Consider the following 16,579-nt stretch of genomic DNA (forward strand, 5'->3'; position numbering starts at 1 on the left):
CTTTTTAACGAGGCTGAAAAAAATCATTTTTAGATGGCAAATGATTGACCTGATTCACCATGTTGTTTTTTGAAGCATTGGTTGAGGTATTTATTCGCTGTTGGGATAAATAATAATTATCCCAAATAATACGTGGGTCAAAACTCATTGAAGCAAACATGGTCAATACCACCACTGCACCAAAAGCCACGGCACCAGGCCCTGCCAAAATCGTGGCCAATGATTGAATTTGTATCAGCGCGGTTAGTAAGGCCACAACAAATACATCTATCATGGACCAGCGCCCCACAAACTCCACAATACGATATAACACGCTGCAATGTGAAGGTAATATAGTCCATTGCGCAGTAGATTGCATTCGCACCACAAAAACCAGAAAGTATAAAATTAGCAACTTGACCATGGGAATAAAAATACTGGCCGTAAAAATCACGGCTGCCACAAAATAATCACCGCTTTGCCAGAAGTAAATGACCCCACTCATAATGGTATCTTGCTGATGTCCCAATAATGAATCGGTAATGGTCATTGGCAATACATTTGCTGGAATATATAAAATCGTCGCAGCAATCACCAATGCCAAGGTGCGGCTTTGACTATGATCTTTACGAACATGCAATGCACTCTTACATCGAATGCAATATTGAGTTTGATCCGTGTGGTGACTTTGTGGATTCACCAGACCACAACAATGACATGCCACTAGTCCGAGATCAACCGCTCTTGGATTCACTCGATGAATACGGGCATCATCGGCAACATCGCTTGTTTGATGCACTTGTTCCCCGATGTGTTTGATTTTTTTCATGGTTGGCACCGATCAACTTCATCCCAAATATCTTGGACTTTAACTGACGCGATATAAACCAATAATAGGCTCAATATTGCAAATGCCCATAAAGCAATCCCAGGAATCACCACCACCATTCCCACTAATTTCACCAAAGTGACCAGTACACCAATTAAAAAAACTTCGACCATGCCCCATGTTCGAAATACATAGATTATTCTTAACGCAGGGATCAAGTATTTGGGTCTGGTTTTAAAAACACTGACTGATGCAAAGATATAAGCCAGTAACAATAAATCTGTGAGTGGAACAATAAATGTGGTAATTAAAATAAGCACCCCGACAAAAGCTCGATCAATATGAAACATCATCAAGGCTGCCCCCAACAATGTGGTTTGGGAAACATTGCCATTGAGCTCAACACTTACGATGGGAAAACTATTGGCGACAATAAAAATAATTAATGCGGTTATCACCAGCGCCAAAAGCGTATTAAATGGTTTAACTTGCCGATAAAGTTCTGCACCACAACAATGACAATACGCACGTTCGCCACGTCCCAGTTTCACTTTTTGATAAATTGCATCGCATTCTTCACAACAACATAAGTTACGCTGTGACACATCACGAGATGAATTTGAACGACTCTGATCTAACTCAGTCAAAAATGAATCCTGTGATGAAGGTTGACTCATAATGTATCAAGACTCTTTTATTGTTAATTTTTTCGATAATAAGATTGCATTTCAATCGATAAACAACGTACCAACAGATGAGAAATACTTCAAAATTTTCCTAGATCAGAGCAATCACTGAGCTGTGATAGGATCATTTTTAAATGCTCAAACCTTTCTAACAAGTCCAGCTCATCATCATTTTATATATCATCCTCAATGCGCAAGCAATCATAGATCTGTTTCAGACTACATTGAATTTTGTTATTTTGAAAAAGCTAAAAACCCTTGGTAATTTAAAATTTGGGTAAATCGTGCCACTTGATCGAATTCGGCCTGTTCGAGCAATTCAAACGTTTGCTCATCCGTTAACGCATAGAAATCATCTGCAAGCCGTTTTAACATGGCAGTCGTTTGAGTTTGTGTCAGTCCATTACTTTCACAGATATTTTTTAAAGCACGTTGTTGGGGTTCTGAAGAAATTTCAGTTAAGTCAAAAGTAATAAATAAACCTTCTGTTTTGAGCCGTTTTTGAATAGCTAGTAAAAATTTCAACTTTTGAGGGAATGCAACAAAATGCGTCACTAAAATAGAAAGCGCGGCATCAAAACTCACGATATTTTCTAATTCATGTACATCACCCAAGTGAAAATCAACACGATGATCAACATTCAAATCTTGGAGAGAGGTTCGCGCTTTATCTAACATAGCGGCTGATAAATCGGTTGCGGTGAAGTGCCAATTGGGGAAAGTTTGTAATAAGTAACCAAGTTCATAACCCGTTCCGCAACCTACTACTAAAATATGCGCAGACTCAGGCAAATAAGTTTTTAACAATGCTTGTATTTGTTGATGAACCACCTCATATCCGGGGATCAATTTACGAATATGTTGATCGTAACCTTCTACCACTTGCTGTGAACTAAAATCTTTTGCCATAATGATTTATCCCTTTTTTATATCTCGATCAATGCCTTATCAACAGATTTATTTCATCTTTGTTTTTATTTCACAATCGGAGAAAAAATAAAGATGATCTACGCTGTTATGAAAAAATCTAATCGAGTTTAAATATGATGTCTGGTGATAATCGCTTGACTTAAAAGCTGATAGATTTCTTTTAGATCAGGACGACTAGCCTGTTCGAGTAAATGCTGATGCATTTGCAAAATATTATGATCCTCTCGAAGTGCAGGCCCTGTTTGAACTTGAACAGGGTCATATTGAGTCGCTTTTTTTGCTGTTTCCAAGATTAAAGGATAAAGCAATGAAAAATCGACCTGTTGCTGATCTACGACTTGCTTGGCCATATCGTAGCAATAATTACTAAAATTACAGGCAAACACCGCTGCCAAATGTAAACTTAGACGCTGAGATGATGAATAATGATAAACGTGTTTGCTTAGGCTATTTGCTAATTGATTTAGAATTTCTAGCGTCTGTGGTTGTTTTGCCTCTATAAACAAAGGAGTTTCAGCCCAATCAATTTCACGTTCAAAACTAAAAGTTTGCAGCGGATAAAATACCCCTGCATTTGGATGTATATCTGATAATACGCTGAGGTCGGTGCTTCCTGAAGTATGCACAATTAAAACATCTGGCAACTGTAAATGAATCTCATGAATCACAGATGCAATAGCCTGATCACTCACTGCGAGAACAACTAAATCTATTTCTGAATTAAATTGTTTTATATCATTAACCGCTTGTGCTCCAACTTGATTAGCAAGCTTTTTTGCGTGTTCGAGATTACGACTCATGATTTGAACAATTTGATGCTGGGATGAAAATGTTTTGGCCAAATGTGTTGCCACTTTGCCTGAACCCACAAAACTAATCCGCATAACTCAACCCATTGATCGCAATAGGCTTAAGCATGCCAATAAACAAAGGGCGAATCAATCGCCCTTTACCTGTATCAATTTAAAAGATGCAAAATTAGTTAAATACGTTATTTAAATAGACAATACGTTCAATGGTTCGCTGATTAAAACATTTGGTGTATTGCATTTCTGTATTTTGATCGTTCAAAGCCTGATCCCAGTAATCCGATTGTTTTTGATAAGTTTCCTTTTCTTTTTCAGGAATTTCATGGGCAGACTTTTGTGCAAGAACTTTACAATCAATATCACGTTTTTCAAACCAGTCCGTTTGATCTTGTTTAAGTTGTTCTCGCTGTTCCTCAGTCAAATTGTCCCAAGTTTGATTTAAACGTTCTACCTGTTTCTGTTTTTCAGCATCCAGCTCTTTTTTTCGGATATCCATCGCTTGTTTTGCCAGATTATATTGAGCAGCTTCTTTCTGATCATTATCCTGAATCATAGATTGATATTGTTTATTTTTTTCTATATAACTTTCAAATAAAACTGCTTGCTCAGTGATAAAAGCAACGCCCTCTAATATCTCTTTTTGATTTTGAACACTTAAACTTATGCCTTCTTTATCAGTCTTGGTAATGTCATATAATAAATTACCACGCAATTCATCATTCGTTACTGACAACCCTGATTCATTATTATCCAGATAATCTTTTACAGTGGCATAGCCATCTCCTTCATTATTCTCAATGTAGGCTTGATAGGCATTTTCTGCACGTTGCATTAAACCTTTTGGAAAATGCACCACCAATTGGCTTTCACAGTTGAGCTCGGTTGCTGTTTTAGGATCTTCTGTCAAAGTTCGAATGGTTTTAATTTCAAATCGAAGTCCTTTATTAATCTTTTCTAACAGAGTACGGTCAGCTTCATAATATCCTGAGGATTGACGCAAACTTTTTTCAAGAGCTTTAATATATTCAGACTTTAAATAATCCTGTATTTGATTAAGATTATCCTGATTAGTACAACTAAAATCTGCAACATCCTGAGCCTGATTCTCAGTTTTCTTATTTTTAAAGTAGTCACAGCCACTAAATAAAATTGCAGTTGATAAAGTTGTTAAAATGATAAATTTTTTCATCGCTTTCCACTAATTGTTTGTCGTTATTTATAGCGGGCATATTTTAATCATCTTTATCACTAAAAATCGAGTTTTTATTCTATTTTTATTTATTCATACAATAAAAAACTCGGCTATGATTTTACCGAGTTTTTTTAAGATTGTTTAAAATTTAAATTAAGAACGTCTGTACTACTTTTCCAGTCAAAGTCTGATTTAAAAGTGGTGTATTTTTACCACTAGACAGAATACTTTTCTTTTCCGCCGTCCACGCTAAATCAGGATCAACTAATACCCAACCTTTTTCAGCCTGCCAACGTTCAAACATGTTAGCCACTTGTGCAGGTGCTATGGTCACTTTCTCTACCCACTCAAGTGGTTCAAACAATCCTTCTTTGACCAATTGGACACCCAAAGCCACATAGGTATCAAAAGCACTAATCCCCGGTAATGTTTCTGCAAATGGCATCATTTTCGCCGAACTACTCAACGGTTCATGATGCGTACAAATGGCATCAATTACACCTGATTTTACTGCTTGACGTAATTGTTGTTTATCTTGCTCAGAACGCAGAGGCGGACGTACATGAGCCAATGAATTAAAACCATCAATTAAGGATTCAGTTAAATGTAACTGATGCATGGCAACATCAGCCGTGACTGGTAAGCCTTTGGCTTTAGCCGCTTCAATCAGCTCAATGGATTTTCCAGAAGAAATAAGACCAAAATGTGCACGAACGCCTGTAGCTTCAATCATGATGAGGTATTTCGCAATCGCAATGGTTTCTGCAATTGCAGGAATCATTGGCAACCCCTGACGTGAAGCGATAAATCCTTCATGCACACAGCCATCTTTGGCAATTTGTGCTTCTTCTGGATAAAACACTACGGTTAAGCCCAAACCTGCTGCATATTCCAGTGTACGAATCACCACATCATCATCTTCAAAAGATGCATTGGCATTTGACACGGCGGTACAACCACCCTTTTTAAGTGCCGCCATATTGGCAGGTTGTTTACCCATTAAGCCTTGGGTCTGCGCACCAATAATGTGTAAATGAAACTGTCCATCTGTCCATGCTTTCTCAATTAAGCCGTGAATCAAGGCCCCATTGTCCTGCACGATTGGTTTAGAATCTGGCGGCGTAATCACGTGCAAAATACCATTTTCACGTGCAGCCTTACCTTCGGACTTCAAAGTACCATGCTGTTGTTGACCTGGTTCACGTACACGTGCGCACAAATCTACCATCGTTGGCATCAACCATTTACCTTGTGCATCGATATTTTCATCAATATGCTCAAGTGATTCAACACGTTTACCATTTTTTAAATAAACAGTTGTAATTAGGTCAATTTTCTCTACAGGATCAAGTAAACGTACATTTTCAAGTTTAATATTGCTCATGATGTTGATCCCTTATACCGCGACTGCTTCAATTAAACCCTGTTGCTGTAACTGCCCTTGCATTGTGAGTGCCAGAACCGCCATACGCACCGCAATACCATTGGTCACCTGATGTAAAATCACAGAGCGCGGGCCATCGGCAATACTGGAATCAATCTCAACACCACGATTCATTGGCCCCGGATGCATCACAATACAATCTGGTTTCGCCAACGCCAAACGTTCTTGATTCAGTCCATACATACGATAAAATTCTGCTTGAGAAGACAATGCAGGCGAATCAATTCGTTCATTTTGAATACGTAAAGCGATGATGACATCACAGTCTTTAACGCCTTCATCCATTTTATTGAACAAACGAACATGATCACCATATTCACTGAAACCAACTGGCAATAAAGTATTTGGTGCAATCACGCGAATATCTTGACAACCCAATGTCTGCAAAGCCGCAATATCTGAACGCGCAACACGAGAATGTTTAATATCACCAATAATCGCAACACTAAGTTCTTCAAAAGGTTTATGCGTATCACGACGAATGGTCAGCATATCCAGCATGGCTTGCGTTGGATGGGCGTGGCGTCCATCGCCTGCATTAATAATCGCTAGATTTGGACAAACATCTTTGGCAATAAAATGTGCCGCACCTGAAGAGGAATGACGTACCACAAAGATATCTGCCGCCATCGCCTCCAAGTTCCAGAGCGTATCTCGCAAGGTTTCCCCTTTAGAGGTACTTGAACGTGCAATATCAATATTCAACACATTGGCAGACAAGCGTTTCGCTGCCGCCTCAAAAGTAGTACGTGTACGGGTAGAATTTTCAAAAAATAAATTCATCACGGTACGCCCTTCAAGTAATGGCGTCGTGATCAATTGATTTTGATCATTTATAAAAGATTGCGCGGTATCGAGAATTTTTGTAAGCGTTTCTTTGGAAAGACCTTCGATGGTCAAAAAGTGTTTTAAATTGCCCTGCTGATTGAGCTGAATCTGACTCGGTGTATGCAATGCCGCCAAGTGCATGAGAGATTCCTTAGACGTTAAGTTAAGGCATTATACAGATATTTTTCTCAATCGGGCAGTTGAAGTTTTAGGCAAATGAACAAGTTTTCCCCTTGAAAATACGCTAAAATAACCGATTGCTTTAGCTGCTCCTGGAAAATTGAATGAATTCACCGCAACGTCTTTCTACATATTGGGTTACCTGTGCAGATGGACTGGAAACCTTATTGCAACAAGAATTACAAGGTTTAGGCATCGAGCAGACTGAACGCTTTGCAGGTCGTCTCATTTTTCAAGGATCTTTAGAACAAGCTTACCGAATTTGTATGTGGTCACGTCTAGCGTCACGCGTACTCAAGCCAATTCATACCTACGAGATCGAATTTAGTCATGATGCCCGTGATGTTGCAGAAGAACTATACGAAGGGGCTTTAAATTTTGATTGGTCACTGATTTTTGCACCTCAAAGTACCTTTGCCATCCGTTTGCATGTCGAACGTGAAATTAAGGTCAATACTCAGTTTGCGACACTTAGAACGAAAGATGGTGTAGTCGATTCTTTTATGGAAGCCGTTGGCCGTCGTCCGAGCATTGATACTAAACAACCCGAAATTACCTTGTTTGTATTGGCAGGTAAAACCGAACACACCTTTTGCTTAGACTTATCAGGCGATTCCCTACATAAGCGCGGCTATCGTCACTATATGACCGAAGCACCGATTAAAGAAAATCTGGCAGCCGCAATTTTACAAAAAGCTAAATTAGAACAATTACAACCCGATTTAATTCTCGACCCGATGTGTGGTTCAGGTACCTTTATTATTGAATCTTTGATGATTTTGACCGATCGCGCACCTGGTCTAGTTCGTCGTTTTGGCTTTAATGGTTGGCATGGACATGATCGTGAACTCTGGCTTGAAATTAAAGCCGAGGCTGCACAGCGTCATGAGATCGCTTTAGAAAAAACCCTACCCAAATTTTATGCTTTTGATGCAGACTGGGAAGCCGTAAAAGCGACGCGCCAAAATATTATTGCGGCAGGTTTTGAAAAATTACTAGATCAAATTCAGATTGAAGAACGTCCACTTGCAGACTGGCCATCCTTTGAAAACACCTATAACAAAGCTTTCGTGGTAACCAATCCACCATACGGCGAACGTCTTGGCGATAAAGCCTCAAACCGTGCTTTTTATTTAGGTTTATCTGCCCTATTACAGCAACATTTTCCAAATCAGCATGCCGCCGTAATTGCCGCACAGATTGAGCAAGCTGATGTATTGGCATTGAGCGACCCAGAAACCTTACGCTTAATGAATGGTAAATTGCCTATTTACATTCGTTTTGGTCAAGTTAAACCTGTCGCCAATCACCAGCCGTTTTTGAGTAACTGGCATGCTGATCCTGTCGAAATTGAAGGCGCACAAGATTTTGCCAATCGCTTACAAAAGAATATGTCTGCCTTGAAAAAATGGGCTACAAAAGAACAAGTATTCTGTTTACGTCTCTATGATGCCGATTTGCCTGATTTTAATGTCGCAGTAGATTTATACGGTGATCGACTGCATGTTCAGGAATACGCACCACCGAAAACCATTGATCCTGAAAAAGCCAAGAAACGTTTTAATTTAGCATTGGCTGCCGTTCGTGCAGTAACAGGGTTATCTCGCGAAGCGATATTTATTAAAACTCGTGCGCGTCAGGAAGGTAAAAACCAATATACCAAACAAAGCACTGCGTCCAAGCGTTTTATTGTTCAGGAGGGTCAAGCCAAGATTTTAGTCAACTTAACAGATTATCTGGATACTGGTTTGTTTCTGGATCATAGACAAATGCGTTTGCGCATTGCTAAAGAAGCACGCGGTAAGCACTTCTTAAATCTGTTTAGTTATACTTCGACTGCAAGCTTGCATGCCGCATTGGGTGGCGCAGCCAGCACGACGAGCGTAGATTTATCCAATACTTATTTAAATTGGTCAAAAGAAAATTTTGTTTTAAATGGTCTCACGGTTGACCATGCTGATGAACAACATATGTTCTTTGCCAGTGACTGTTTTGAATGGCTCAAAGAAGGTCATGAACAATATGACTTGATCTTTATTGACCCACCAACATTTTCAAACTCTAAAAAGTTTTATGGCACTTTTGATGTTCAGCGTGATCATGTGTCATTACTCAAACGAGCAATGAATCGTTTAAGTTCCGAAGGGACACTATATTTTTCCAATAACTATCGTGGTTTTGAACTTGATGAAGAAATCGAAGCCCTGTTTGATGCTGAAGAAATCACCCACGATACGATTGGCCCTGATTTTAAACGAAATCAAAAAATTCACCGTGCTTGGAAAATTCAGCATCTACCGAACTAAACCTATGTTTTGAGAAAATGTAATCCATTTAATAAAGCCTGTTGAAATTTCAATGGGCTTTATTTATTGATGGTAATCGTAACATCCCCTTTGGCATTACCAAGCTGTGGTCCAATTAAATTAAGCTTATCCATACGGACTTTTTCTTCATAAGGTGGTAATTCTGGAATTTGTTGTTGCAGATAGATACTGGTTCTCGTCGGTTCTGTAATTTTCTTCTGTTCCTCATATTCAGATAAGACACTGGCATCTAGATTATCCTGAATCAATTGTTTGCTATGCTTTTTTGCAATATTCTGGTTTAGATTTTTTTGCTCAGATACTGGTTTTTTTGCGTCTTGTTCAACTGCCTTTACTACAGGTGGTGTTACACGTTCGAGTGAATCGCTTTCATTTCTCAAGACATTTTCATTTAAAGGTGTCGCAGAAATTGTATAGCCTGAGCCCCCCAAACCTCCTAACAAAACAATCATTATATAGAATGCAGTTCCTTGACGTTCCATCACGTGATTCTTCCTTTATTTACTCAGTTCTTCTTATTTAATTTCACGCTAACAAGATTTGATTTAATCTGCAATGCTTAGACAGAACTTCCCGATAATCTGTCGGTTATATCCATCTATCAAGATGTAAAAAAGAGGATGTATTGACTACATCCTCTTTATAAAGCTTCACATTTAGTCAGAAATTAACTCAGTTTTAATTTATCAAACACGAGATGCCCATGATCACCTTTGATAATGATATTATCTCCAGCTTGAAATTCTCCAGCCAGAATTTTTTGAGCAAGTGGATTTTCAACCTGTTGCTGAATTGCACGTTTCAACGGACGCGCACCATAAACAGGATCAAAACCTGCATCAATCAAGAGATCAAAAGCAGTATCATCCACGGTCAATCCAATTTCACGATCTGCCAAACGTGAGCGCAAACGATCAAGTTGAATATCGGCAATACCACGGATTTGTGATTTTTTCAGAGAGTGGAATACCACCAACTCATCAATACGGTTGATAAATTCTGGACGGAAATGCTGGCTCACAGCCGACATCACCACAGCCCGCACTTCATCGTCAGTTGCACCTTCCCCTAGCTCACGCACATCTTGCGAACCAAGGTTCGATGTCATCACAATGACCGTATTTTTAAAGTCGATCACGCGGCCTTGTGAATCGGTCAAACGCCCATCATCCAAGACTTGTAGCAAGATATTAAACACATCTGGATGCGCTTTTTCGACTTCATCAAACAATACCACGCTATACGGTTTACGACGTACAGCTTCCGTCAATACACCACCTTCTTCATAGCCGACATAACCTGGAGGTGCACCTACCAAACGACTCACCGAATGTTTCTCCATAAATTCGCTCATATCGATACGAATCATGGCATCATCACTATCAAACAGGAAATTCGCCAAAGCTTTGGTCAACTCTGTTTTACCCACACCTGTTGGCCCAAGGAATAGGAATGAACCACTTGGTCGATTCGGATCAGATAATCCAGCTCGTGAACGTCGAACAGCATTCGAGACCGCGACGACAGCTTCATCCTGCCCGACAACACGGTTATGTAAAAACTCTTCCATATGCAGAAGTTTTTCACGTTCACCTTGCAGCATTTTCGCCACAGGAATACCCGTTGCAGCACTGACCACCTCAGCGATTTCATTTTCCGTTACTTTGGTACGAATCAGTTTTGGCTCTTCGTTTTCTTCAGCAACTTCAGCTTGTTCAAGACGTTTTTGCAACTCAGGAATGACGCCATATTGCAAACGTGCAGCTTCTGCCAAATCACCTTCACGTTGTGCTTTATCGAACGCAATACGCGCCTGATCAAGTTCAATCTGTGCCTTTTTATCACCTTCAACCAAGGTTTTTTCGGCTTTCCAGATCTCTTCCATATCATTGTATTCTTTTTCAATGATTGAAATCTGTTCTTCAAGATGATTGATTTCAGCTTTACTGCCTGCATCTTCATCACGTTTTACCGCTTCAAGCTGCATTTTCAACTGGATAATACGACGTTCCAAACGATCTAAAGCTTCTGGTTTAGAGTCGATCTCCATTTTAATACGCGATGCCGCTTCATCAATCAAATCGATGGCTTTGTCAGGTAGCTGACGATCTGTGATATAACGATGTGACATTTTTGCCGCTGCAATAATTGCGGAGTCAAGAATTTGTACACCATGATGTGCGGCATATTTCTCTTTTAAACCGCGTAAAATCGCAATGGTATCTTCAACACTTGGTTCATCGACCAAAACTTTTTGGAAACGGCGTTCAAGAGCAGCATCTTTTTCGATGTATTGGCGATACTCATCTAGTGTCGTTGCACCGACGCAACGCAGTTCACCCCGCGCTAAAGCAGGTTTCAGCATATTGCCCGCATCCATCGCGCCATCGGTTTTGCCTGCGCCAACTAACGTATGCAATTCATCAATAAATAAAATGACATTCCCATCTTGTTTGGCCAGATCATTAAGTACCGCTTTTAAACGCTCTTCAAATTCACCACGATATTTTGCCCCTGCAAGCAATGAACCTAAATCCAGCGATAAAACCCGTTTATTTTTCAGGCTTTCTGGCACTTCACCATTGACGATACGCTGTGCCAAACCCTCAACAATGGCGGTTTTACCTACCCCTGGCTCACCAATCAACACGGGGTTATTTTTGGTACGACGTGACAAGACCTGAATGGTGCGACGAATTTCATCATCACGCCCAATCACAGGGTCAAGTTTGCCTGCCAAAGCACGTTCGGTTAAATCAATAGTATATTTATTTAATGAGTCACGTTGATCTTCGTGATTATTGCTCATGACTTTATCGTCGCCTCGAATAGATTCAATCACTTTGCGTAGTGCATCAGTCGTTACACCTACGCTGTTTAATAAACTTTTGGTACTACCAGTTTCAGTAAGTGCCAGCAGTACCCAATCTGTTGATAAAAACTCATCACCTGCTTTTTGTGCATGACGATCTGCCAGATTCAAAACCTTCACAGCTTCTGGATTCAGATTGACGTCACCTGTAGGATTGGCAATGGTTGGCGCATCCTGAATCGCCTGTTCCAGCTTTTTCTTTAACTCAGGCAATCTTGCACCTGATTGCTGCAACAGGCTTAAATTGGATGGCTCTTCAAGTAAAACCGCAAGAATATGAATGCCATCAATAGAAGTATGGTCTTTACCAGTGGCTAACGATTGCGCATCTGACAGGGCTTGCTGTAAGCGATTGGTAAATTTTTCAAAACGCATTATTGTTATTCCTCATCATCAATTTGTTACTTGCTTAATACATGGGAACTCTTTTATAAATTTCAAATAAGTTTTATAAAATTTCATTATATTTTTCATAAGCTTATATTAATATTAAATAATATATAACTCAGTTATAATATGGGTTCTTTAGGCAAGATTTTCAAGTAAGTCTGTATGCTGTTTTTGTTAATTCTTAGATACATATCCATTTCATCAGCCTAACAAATTCAGTTATTCACAGCAAAGCAGCAGAATTTTTCAAAATAATCTGATAAAAATCTAAAAAATTATTGCTGATATTTTCTTATGCTTAAAAAAAGCTGTTTTATGCTAGGCTTATCTTTGCTCTCCTTACAATCTCTCTATGCTGAGTTACCACAAGACTCACGTCGTCCTGGTGGGATCGCGGTTATTCCACTTGGTCAAGAGATTAAAAGTGTTCGCTTTAATCAGCAAAATATTCTGATTAGCAATGAAAATACCCAACGTTATGCCATTCTAGGGATTCCATTAAATACGCCAATCGGCACTTTAACAGTCGATACAAATGCCCAACCGATTCAAATTGAAATAAAGCCTTACGCGTATGCTGAACAACGGATTAAGGTCCAAAATCAGGATTATGTAGATCCGTCAGAGGCGCAACTCGCACGTTATGCTCAAGAAGCCAAACAACAAAATGACATCTATAGTTCATTTACAGCAAGTTCATGGCAGTCGATGCCTCACTTTATAGCACCTACTTCAGGTAAATTTAGCAATTCTTTTGGGCGCAAACGTTTTTTTAATGGTGAAGAACGCGCACCCCATTCAGGGTTGGATATTCCTGCACCCATAAGACAAAAAGTTATTGCTCCTACCGACGGTATGGTCGTGCGAACAGGCGATTATTTTTTAATGGAAAAACTGTGCTGATTGATCATGGACAAGGGTTAATCAGCATGTTTTGTCATTTAAGTAAAATAGAAGTGAAGCAAGGTCAGCAGATTCATCAAGGTGAAGTTTTAGGCTTGGTGGGTAAAACGGGACGAGTGACTGGGCCACATTTACATTGGGGAATGAGCTTGAATAATGCACGAGTAGATCCGCAATTGTTTTTAAAGCCTTAATTCAATCCAAGAACTTCCGAAAATATTTTGGCGCATCGTCATAGCCTTGAGCTAGATAAAACTGATGCGCCAGTTTTCGATGATCGCTTGAATGTAATTCCATCCGATCACAGCCACGCTGTCGTGCAATCTCTTCGGCAGAGGCTAACAATGCCTGACCAATTTTCTGTCCTCGAAATGGTTCATGTACGCAGAGATACGCGACTCGTGCAAAATCTCCTTCTGTTGCGATTTGTGGAATAATACTCAAAGACAAAAAACCAGCAACCTCAGCCTCAATTTGAGCAACAAAAATATATTGATGAGGATCATGCATAAATGCCTTGATTTTTTGTGAAATGAAATCAATCGATTGAACATAACCTAATTGATCCAGTAGAGATTGTAATGCTTGGGCATCTTCTAGTTTTGCTTCACGTATTTGCACCACAGTCATTCCTTCTTTATCTTTTTATGCTTATCTAAAAGAAAAAGCTGACAGTTTGTCAGCCTTAACCTTACAGATCTCATCAAATTATTTTCAAACTAAACTTATTCAGCCTCAATAATTTCAAAATCATGCGTAATATTGACTCCACCATCCGACAGCATTTTACTGGCCGAACAGTATTTTTCTGCGGAAAGCTCAACTGCTTTTGCCACCTGTTTTTCTTTCACTGCTTTTCCAGTCACTACAAAGTGCAAATGGATGTCGGTAAATACCGCTGGAATTGCATCAGCACGATCTGCTTTTAACTCACATACGACATTGGTCACATCTTGACGTGCTTTCTTTAAAATGGTCACAATATCAAATGAAGCACACCCACCAAGTCCCATTAAAATCAGTTCCATCGGACGTGGGCCACGGTTTTCACCACCATATTCGGCAGAGCCATCCATCACGACTTGATGACCACTTTCAGATTTCGCTTCAAAAGCAACATTCTCTAGCCAATGAACACTTGTTTGCATTGCAACTACCCAAAAAAAATTATAAATTTACATAGTTCTTGTACACTAGCATAAAATGAGTTGATAAGGAATTTCATCTCTTGTGTGTGAATACGCTCATTTAGGTCTTGTGCGATCTTTTTTATATATCCTAATCGGAAAACTTAAGCATGACGTCAAACTTTTCACAACTCAGCACCGATGCTTTATCTCCAGGTCAACTACCAGAGTCAGTCAAGGCGCTTTTAAAACGTGCTCATATTAATCGCTATCCAAAACGCACGACGATTGTTGACGCAGGTACCGAATCAAAATCGCTTTATTTGATTTTGAAAGGCTCCGTTTCAATTATTTTACGTGAAGATGATGAACGTGAAATCGTAGTTGCTTATTTAAATCCTGGGGACTTTTTTGGGGAAATGGGTCTCTTTGAATCAAATCCACAGCGTACAGCAGAAGTTCGTACACGTGATGTCTGTGAAATTGCCGAAATTTCATATGACAATTTCCACGAACTTAGTAAGCAATATCCAGATTTAAGCTACGCGGTATTTGCCCAATTGGTACGTCGTCTGAAAAATACGACCCGTAAAGTCACAGATTTAGCATTTATTGATGTTTCTGGTCGTATTGCGCGTTGTCTCATCGATTTATCAGCTCAACCAGAAGCCATGATTTTACCGAACGGTCGTCAAATCCGTATTACGCGTCAGGAAATTGGACGTATCGTAGGCTGCTCACGCGAAATGGTTGGCCGTGTTCTTAAGACACTTGAAGAACAAGGTATGATTGAAACTGATGGTAAAGCAATTCTCATTTTCGATGCATCATTAGAAGAGAAGTCTCTGGATGATACTGATTTTGATGACGAAGAATAGAATTTCATTTTATCTGATAAGAAAAGCAAACTTTATCGTTTGCTTTTTTTTATGAAAAATATCTAAGATACAAAAACATACATACAACTTAAAGCAAATCATTTAAGTTCAAAAATGTCAATTTTCAATGGAAGTTAAGGATCAGGTTATGCAATATCATGCATTGGGTGATTCAGGCATTCAAGTGCCTGAAATTTGTTTAGGCACCATGACCTTCGGAGAACAGAACTCCCAGCCCGAAGCTTTTGATCAATTAAATTATGCACTGGAAAATGGCTTATATTTTTGGGATACCGCAGAGATGTACTCTGTTCCACCCAAACCTGAAACCTATGGGGCGACCGAAACTATTGTTGGGAACTGGTTTGCACAGCATGCCCAACGTGAAAAAGTGTTTCTAGCATCTAAAATTGCAGGACCAGGTTTCGGTGGCAGCCATATTCGTGAAGGTCATACCCAATTTGGCAAACATATTGAACAAGCACTAGATGGCTCTTTAAAGCGTTTACAGACCGATTATATTGATCTCTATCAATTGCACTGGCCAGAACGTCATACCAACTTCTTTGGCGGTTTGGGCTATGCAAACGCAGAAGCCGCTGCACATTATGAAATCGAAGCCATGCAAGACACTTTATTGGCTCTCCAAAAAGAAATTGAGCGTGGGCGCATTCGTCATATTGGCTTATCCAATGAAACGCCGTGGGGAACCATGAAGTTTCTACAACTTGCGGAAAAGCTAGGTGTGAGTAAATTCGTCAGTGTACAAAACCCGTATAGCCTATTAAACCGAACCTACGAAATTGGTATGTCTGAAATTGCCAAATTTGAAGGCGTTGGACTCCTTGCCTATTCGCCATTAGCCTTTGGTTATTTAACTGGCAAATTCCGTCATGGCGCTCGCCCTGCAAACGCCCGTGTGACTTTATTTTCGCGTTTTACCCGCTACAGTAATCCACAAAGTGAATGGGCAACCGAGCAATATGCTCAACTGGCTGAAAAACATGGTCTCAGCTTGACCCAAATGGCACTGGCTTTTATCAAACAGCAGTTCTTTGTAAACAGTACGATCATTGGCGCTACCAGTCTGGATCAGTTAAAAGAAAATATTCAAGCTTTCGACATTACGTTGGATGAAGCAGTGTTAAAAGGGATTGAAGATATTCATACCCAACAACCTAATCCTGCACCTTAAGCATAAAAAT

At 39.7% G+C, this 16,579-nt stretch carries 14 protein-coding genes and 1 pseudogene; 4 read left to right on the forward strand and 11 right to left on the reverse strand.

The annotated features are described in order from the left end of the window. Nucleotides 1-4: 4 nt before the first annotated feature. From F944_RS09195 to F944_RS09225, 7 genes are all read right to left on the reverse strand, one after another. Nucleotides 5-808: a paraquat-inducible protein A gene (locus F944_RS09195; protein WP_004989663.1), complete on the reverse strand. Its 804-nt coding sequence runs from the start codon at nucleotides 806-808 to the stop codon at nucleotides 5-7. Continuing rightward, on the reverse strand, nucleotides 805-1,485 hold the full coding sequence (locus F944_RS09200) for a paraquat-inducible protein A (protein WP_004989665.1): 681 nt from the start codon (nucleotides 1,483-1,485) through the stop codon (nucleotides 805-807). The genes F944_RS09195 and F944_RS09200 overlap by 4 nt, the downstream gene beginning before the upstream one ends. Before the next feature lie 243 nt (nucleotides 1,486-1,728). Next, nucleotides 1,729-2,403, reverse strand: a complete 675-nt coding sequence (locus F944_RS09205) for a class I SAM-dependent methyltransferase (RefSeq protein WP_004989667.1) — start codon at nucleotides 2,401-2,403, stop codon at nucleotides 1,729-1,731. A gap of 128 nt (nucleotides 2,404-2,531) precedes the next feature. After that, a complete protein-coding gene (locus F944_RS09210) occupies nucleotides 2,532-3,308 on the reverse strand; it encodes a Rossmann-like and DUF2520 domain-containing protein (protein ID WP_004989670.1) in 777 nt (258 codons plus the stop codon). Nucleotides 3,309-3,402: 94 nt separating this feature from the next. Further along, nucleotides 3,403-4,422: a hypothetical protein gene (locus tag F944_RS09215; RefSeq protein ID WP_004989672.1), complete on the reverse strand. Its 1,020-nt coding sequence runs from the start codon at nucleotides 4,420-4,422 to the stop codon at nucleotides 3,403-3,405. Between the two features lie 151 nt (nucleotides 4,423-4,573). Beyond that, nucleotides 4,574-5,809 (reverse strand): dihydroorotase, encoded by a 1,236-nt coding sequence (locus F944_RS09220; RefSeq protein WP_004989673.1) that lies wholly within the window; start codon nucleotides 5,807-5,809, stop codon nucleotides 4,574-4,576. A 12-nt stretch (nucleotides 5,810-5,821) separates the two neighbouring features. After that, nucleotides 5,822-6,838: an aspartate carbamoyltransferase catalytic subunit gene (locus tag F944_RS09225; protein ID WP_004989675.1), complete on the reverse strand. Its 1,017-nt coding sequence runs from the start codon at nucleotides 6,836-6,838 to the stop codon at nucleotides 5,822-5,824. Nucleotides 6,839-6,981: 143 nt separating this feature from the next. Between F944_RS09225 and rlmKL the strand changes: the two genes are divergently transcribed. Further along, nucleotides 6,982-9,183: a bifunctional 23S rRNA (guanine(2069)-N(7))-methyltransferase RlmK/23S rRNA (guanine(2445)-N(2))-methyltransferase RlmL gene (gene rlmKL / locus F944_RS09230; RefSeq protein WP_004989680.1), complete on the forward strand. Its 2,202-nt coding sequence runs from the start codon at nucleotides 6,982-6,984 to the stop codon at nucleotides 9,181-9,183. A 59-nt stretch (nucleotides 9,184-9,242) separates the two neighbouring features. Here rlmKL and F944_RS09235 read toward each other — a convergent pair whose 3' ends face one another. Together F944_RS09235 and clpB are read right to left on the reverse strand one after the other, a co-directional pair. Then, nucleotides 9,243-9,686: a hypothetical protein gene (locus tag F944_RS09235; protein WP_004989682.1), complete on the reverse strand. Its 444-nt coding sequence runs from the start codon at nucleotides 9,684-9,686 to the stop codon at nucleotides 9,243-9,245. A gap of 185 nt (nucleotides 9,687-9,871) precedes the next feature. Next, a complete protein-coding gene (gene clpB, locus F944_RS09240) occupies nucleotides 9,872-12,451 on the reverse strand; it encodes an ATP-dependent chaperone ClpB (RefSeq protein WP_004989684.1) in 2,580 nt (859 codons plus the stop codon). 309 nt (nucleotides 12,452-12,760) lie between these two features. Between clpB and F944_RS09245 the strand changes: the two are divergent. Next, nucleotides 12,761-13,563 (forward strand): annotated as a pseudogene (locus tag F944_RS09245) (peptidoglycan DD-metalloendopeptidase family protein). Nucleotide 13,564: 1 nt separating this feature from the next. Here F944_RS09245 and F944_RS09250 read toward each other — a convergent pair. Both F944_RS09250 and F944_RS09255 read right to left on the reverse strand, forming a co-directional pair. After that, entirely contained in the window at nucleotides 13,565-13,999 is a 435-nt protein-coding gene (locus tag F944_RS09250; RefSeq protein WP_010588778.1) for a GNAT family N-acetyltransferase, read from the reverse strand. A 95-nt stretch (nucleotides 14,000-14,094) separates the two neighbouring features. Next, nucleotides 14,095-14,517, reverse strand: coding sequence for an OsmC family protein (locus F944_RS09255; protein WP_004989689.1), 423 nt, complete (start codon nucleotides 14,515-14,517; stop codon nucleotides 14,095-14,097). A 149-nt stretch (nucleotides 14,518-14,666) separates the two neighbouring features. On the opposite strand from F944_RS09255, the gene crp reads away from it, so the two are divergent. Both crp and F944_RS09265 read left to right on the forward strand, forming a co-directional pair. Next, nucleotides 14,667-15,374, forward strand: a complete 708-nt coding sequence (gene crp, locus F944_RS09260; protein ID WP_004989690.1) for a cAMP-activated global transcriptional regulator CRP — start codon at nucleotides 14,667-14,669, stop codon at nucleotides 15,372-15,374. Nucleotides 15,375-15,522: 148 nt separating this feature from the next. After that, nucleotides 15,523-16,569, forward strand: a complete 1,047-nt coding sequence (locus F944_RS09265; protein ID WP_004989699.1) for an NADP(H)-dependent aldo-keto reductase — start codon at nucleotides 15,523-15,525, stop codon at nucleotides 16,567-16,569. Nucleotides 16,570-16,579 lie beyond the last annotated feature (10 nt).

It is taken from the genome of Acinetobacter ursingii DSM 16037 = CIP 107286 (assembly GCF_000368825.1).
GTDB classification, from domain to species: Bacteria; Pseudomonadota; Gammaproteobacteria; order Pseudomonadales; family Moraxellaceae; genus Acinetobacter; species Acinetobacter ursingii.

What these genes read in the sequence shown, in the direction of transcription:
- F944_RS09195 (WP_004989663.1), bottom strand. Translation starts at nt 808, where the DNA reads ATGAAAAAAATCAAACACATCGGGGAACAAGTGCATCAAACAAGCGAT.
- F944_RS09200 (WP_004989665.1), bottom strand. Translation starts at nt 1,485, where the DNA reads ATGAGTCAACCTTCATCACAGGATTCATTTTTGACTGAGTTAGATCAG.
- F944_RS09205 (WP_004989667.1), bottom strand. Translation starts at nt 2,403, where the DNA reads ATGGCAAAAGATTTTAGTTCACAGCAAGTGGTAGAAGGTTACGATCAA.
- F944_RS09210 (WP_004989670.1), bottom strand. Translation starts at nt 3,308, where the DNA reads ATGCGGATTAGTTTTGTGGGTTCAGGCAAAGTGGCAACACATTTGGCC.
- F944_RS09215 (WP_004989672.1), bottom strand. Translation starts at nt 4,422, where the DNA reads ATGAAAAAATTTATCATTTTAACAACTTTATCAACTGCAATTTTATTT.
- F944_RS09220 (WP_004989673.1), bottom strand. Translation starts at nt 5,809, where the DNA reads ATGAGCAATATTAAACTTGAAAATGTACGTTTACTTGATCCTGTAGAG.
- F944_RS09225 (WP_004989675.1), bottom strand. Translation starts at nt 6,838, where the DNA reads ATGCACTTGGCGGCATTGCATACACCGAGTCAGATTCAGCTCAATCAG.
- rlmKL (WP_004989680.1), top strand. Translation starts at nt 6,982, where the DNA reads ATGAATTCACCGCAACGTCTTTCTACATATTGGGTTACCTGTGCAGAT.
- F944_RS09235 (WP_004989682.1), bottom strand. Translation starts at nt 9,686, where the DNA reads ATGGAACGTCAAGGAACTGCATTCTATATAATGATTGTTTTGTTAGGA.
- clpB (WP_004989684.1), bottom strand. Translation starts at nt 12,451, where the DNA reads ATGCGTTTTGAAAAATTTACCAATCGCTTACAGCAAGCCCTGTCAGAT.
- F944_RS09250 (WP_010588778.1), bottom strand. Translation starts at nt 13,999, where the DNA reads ATGACTGTGGTGCAAATACGTGAAGCAAAACTAGAAGATGCCCAAGCA.
- F944_RS09255 (WP_004989689.1), bottom strand. Translation starts at nt 14,517, where the DNA reads ATGCAAACAAGTGTTCATTGGCTAGAGAATGTTGCTTTTGAAGCGAAA.
- crp (WP_004989690.1), top strand. Translation starts at nt 14,667, where the DNA reads ATGACGTCAAACTTTTCACAACTCAGCACCGATGCTTTATCTCCAGGT.
- F944_RS09265 (WP_004989699.1), top strand. Translation starts at nt 15,523, where the DNA reads ATGCAATATCATGCATTGGGTGATTCAGGCATTCAAGTGCCTGAAATT.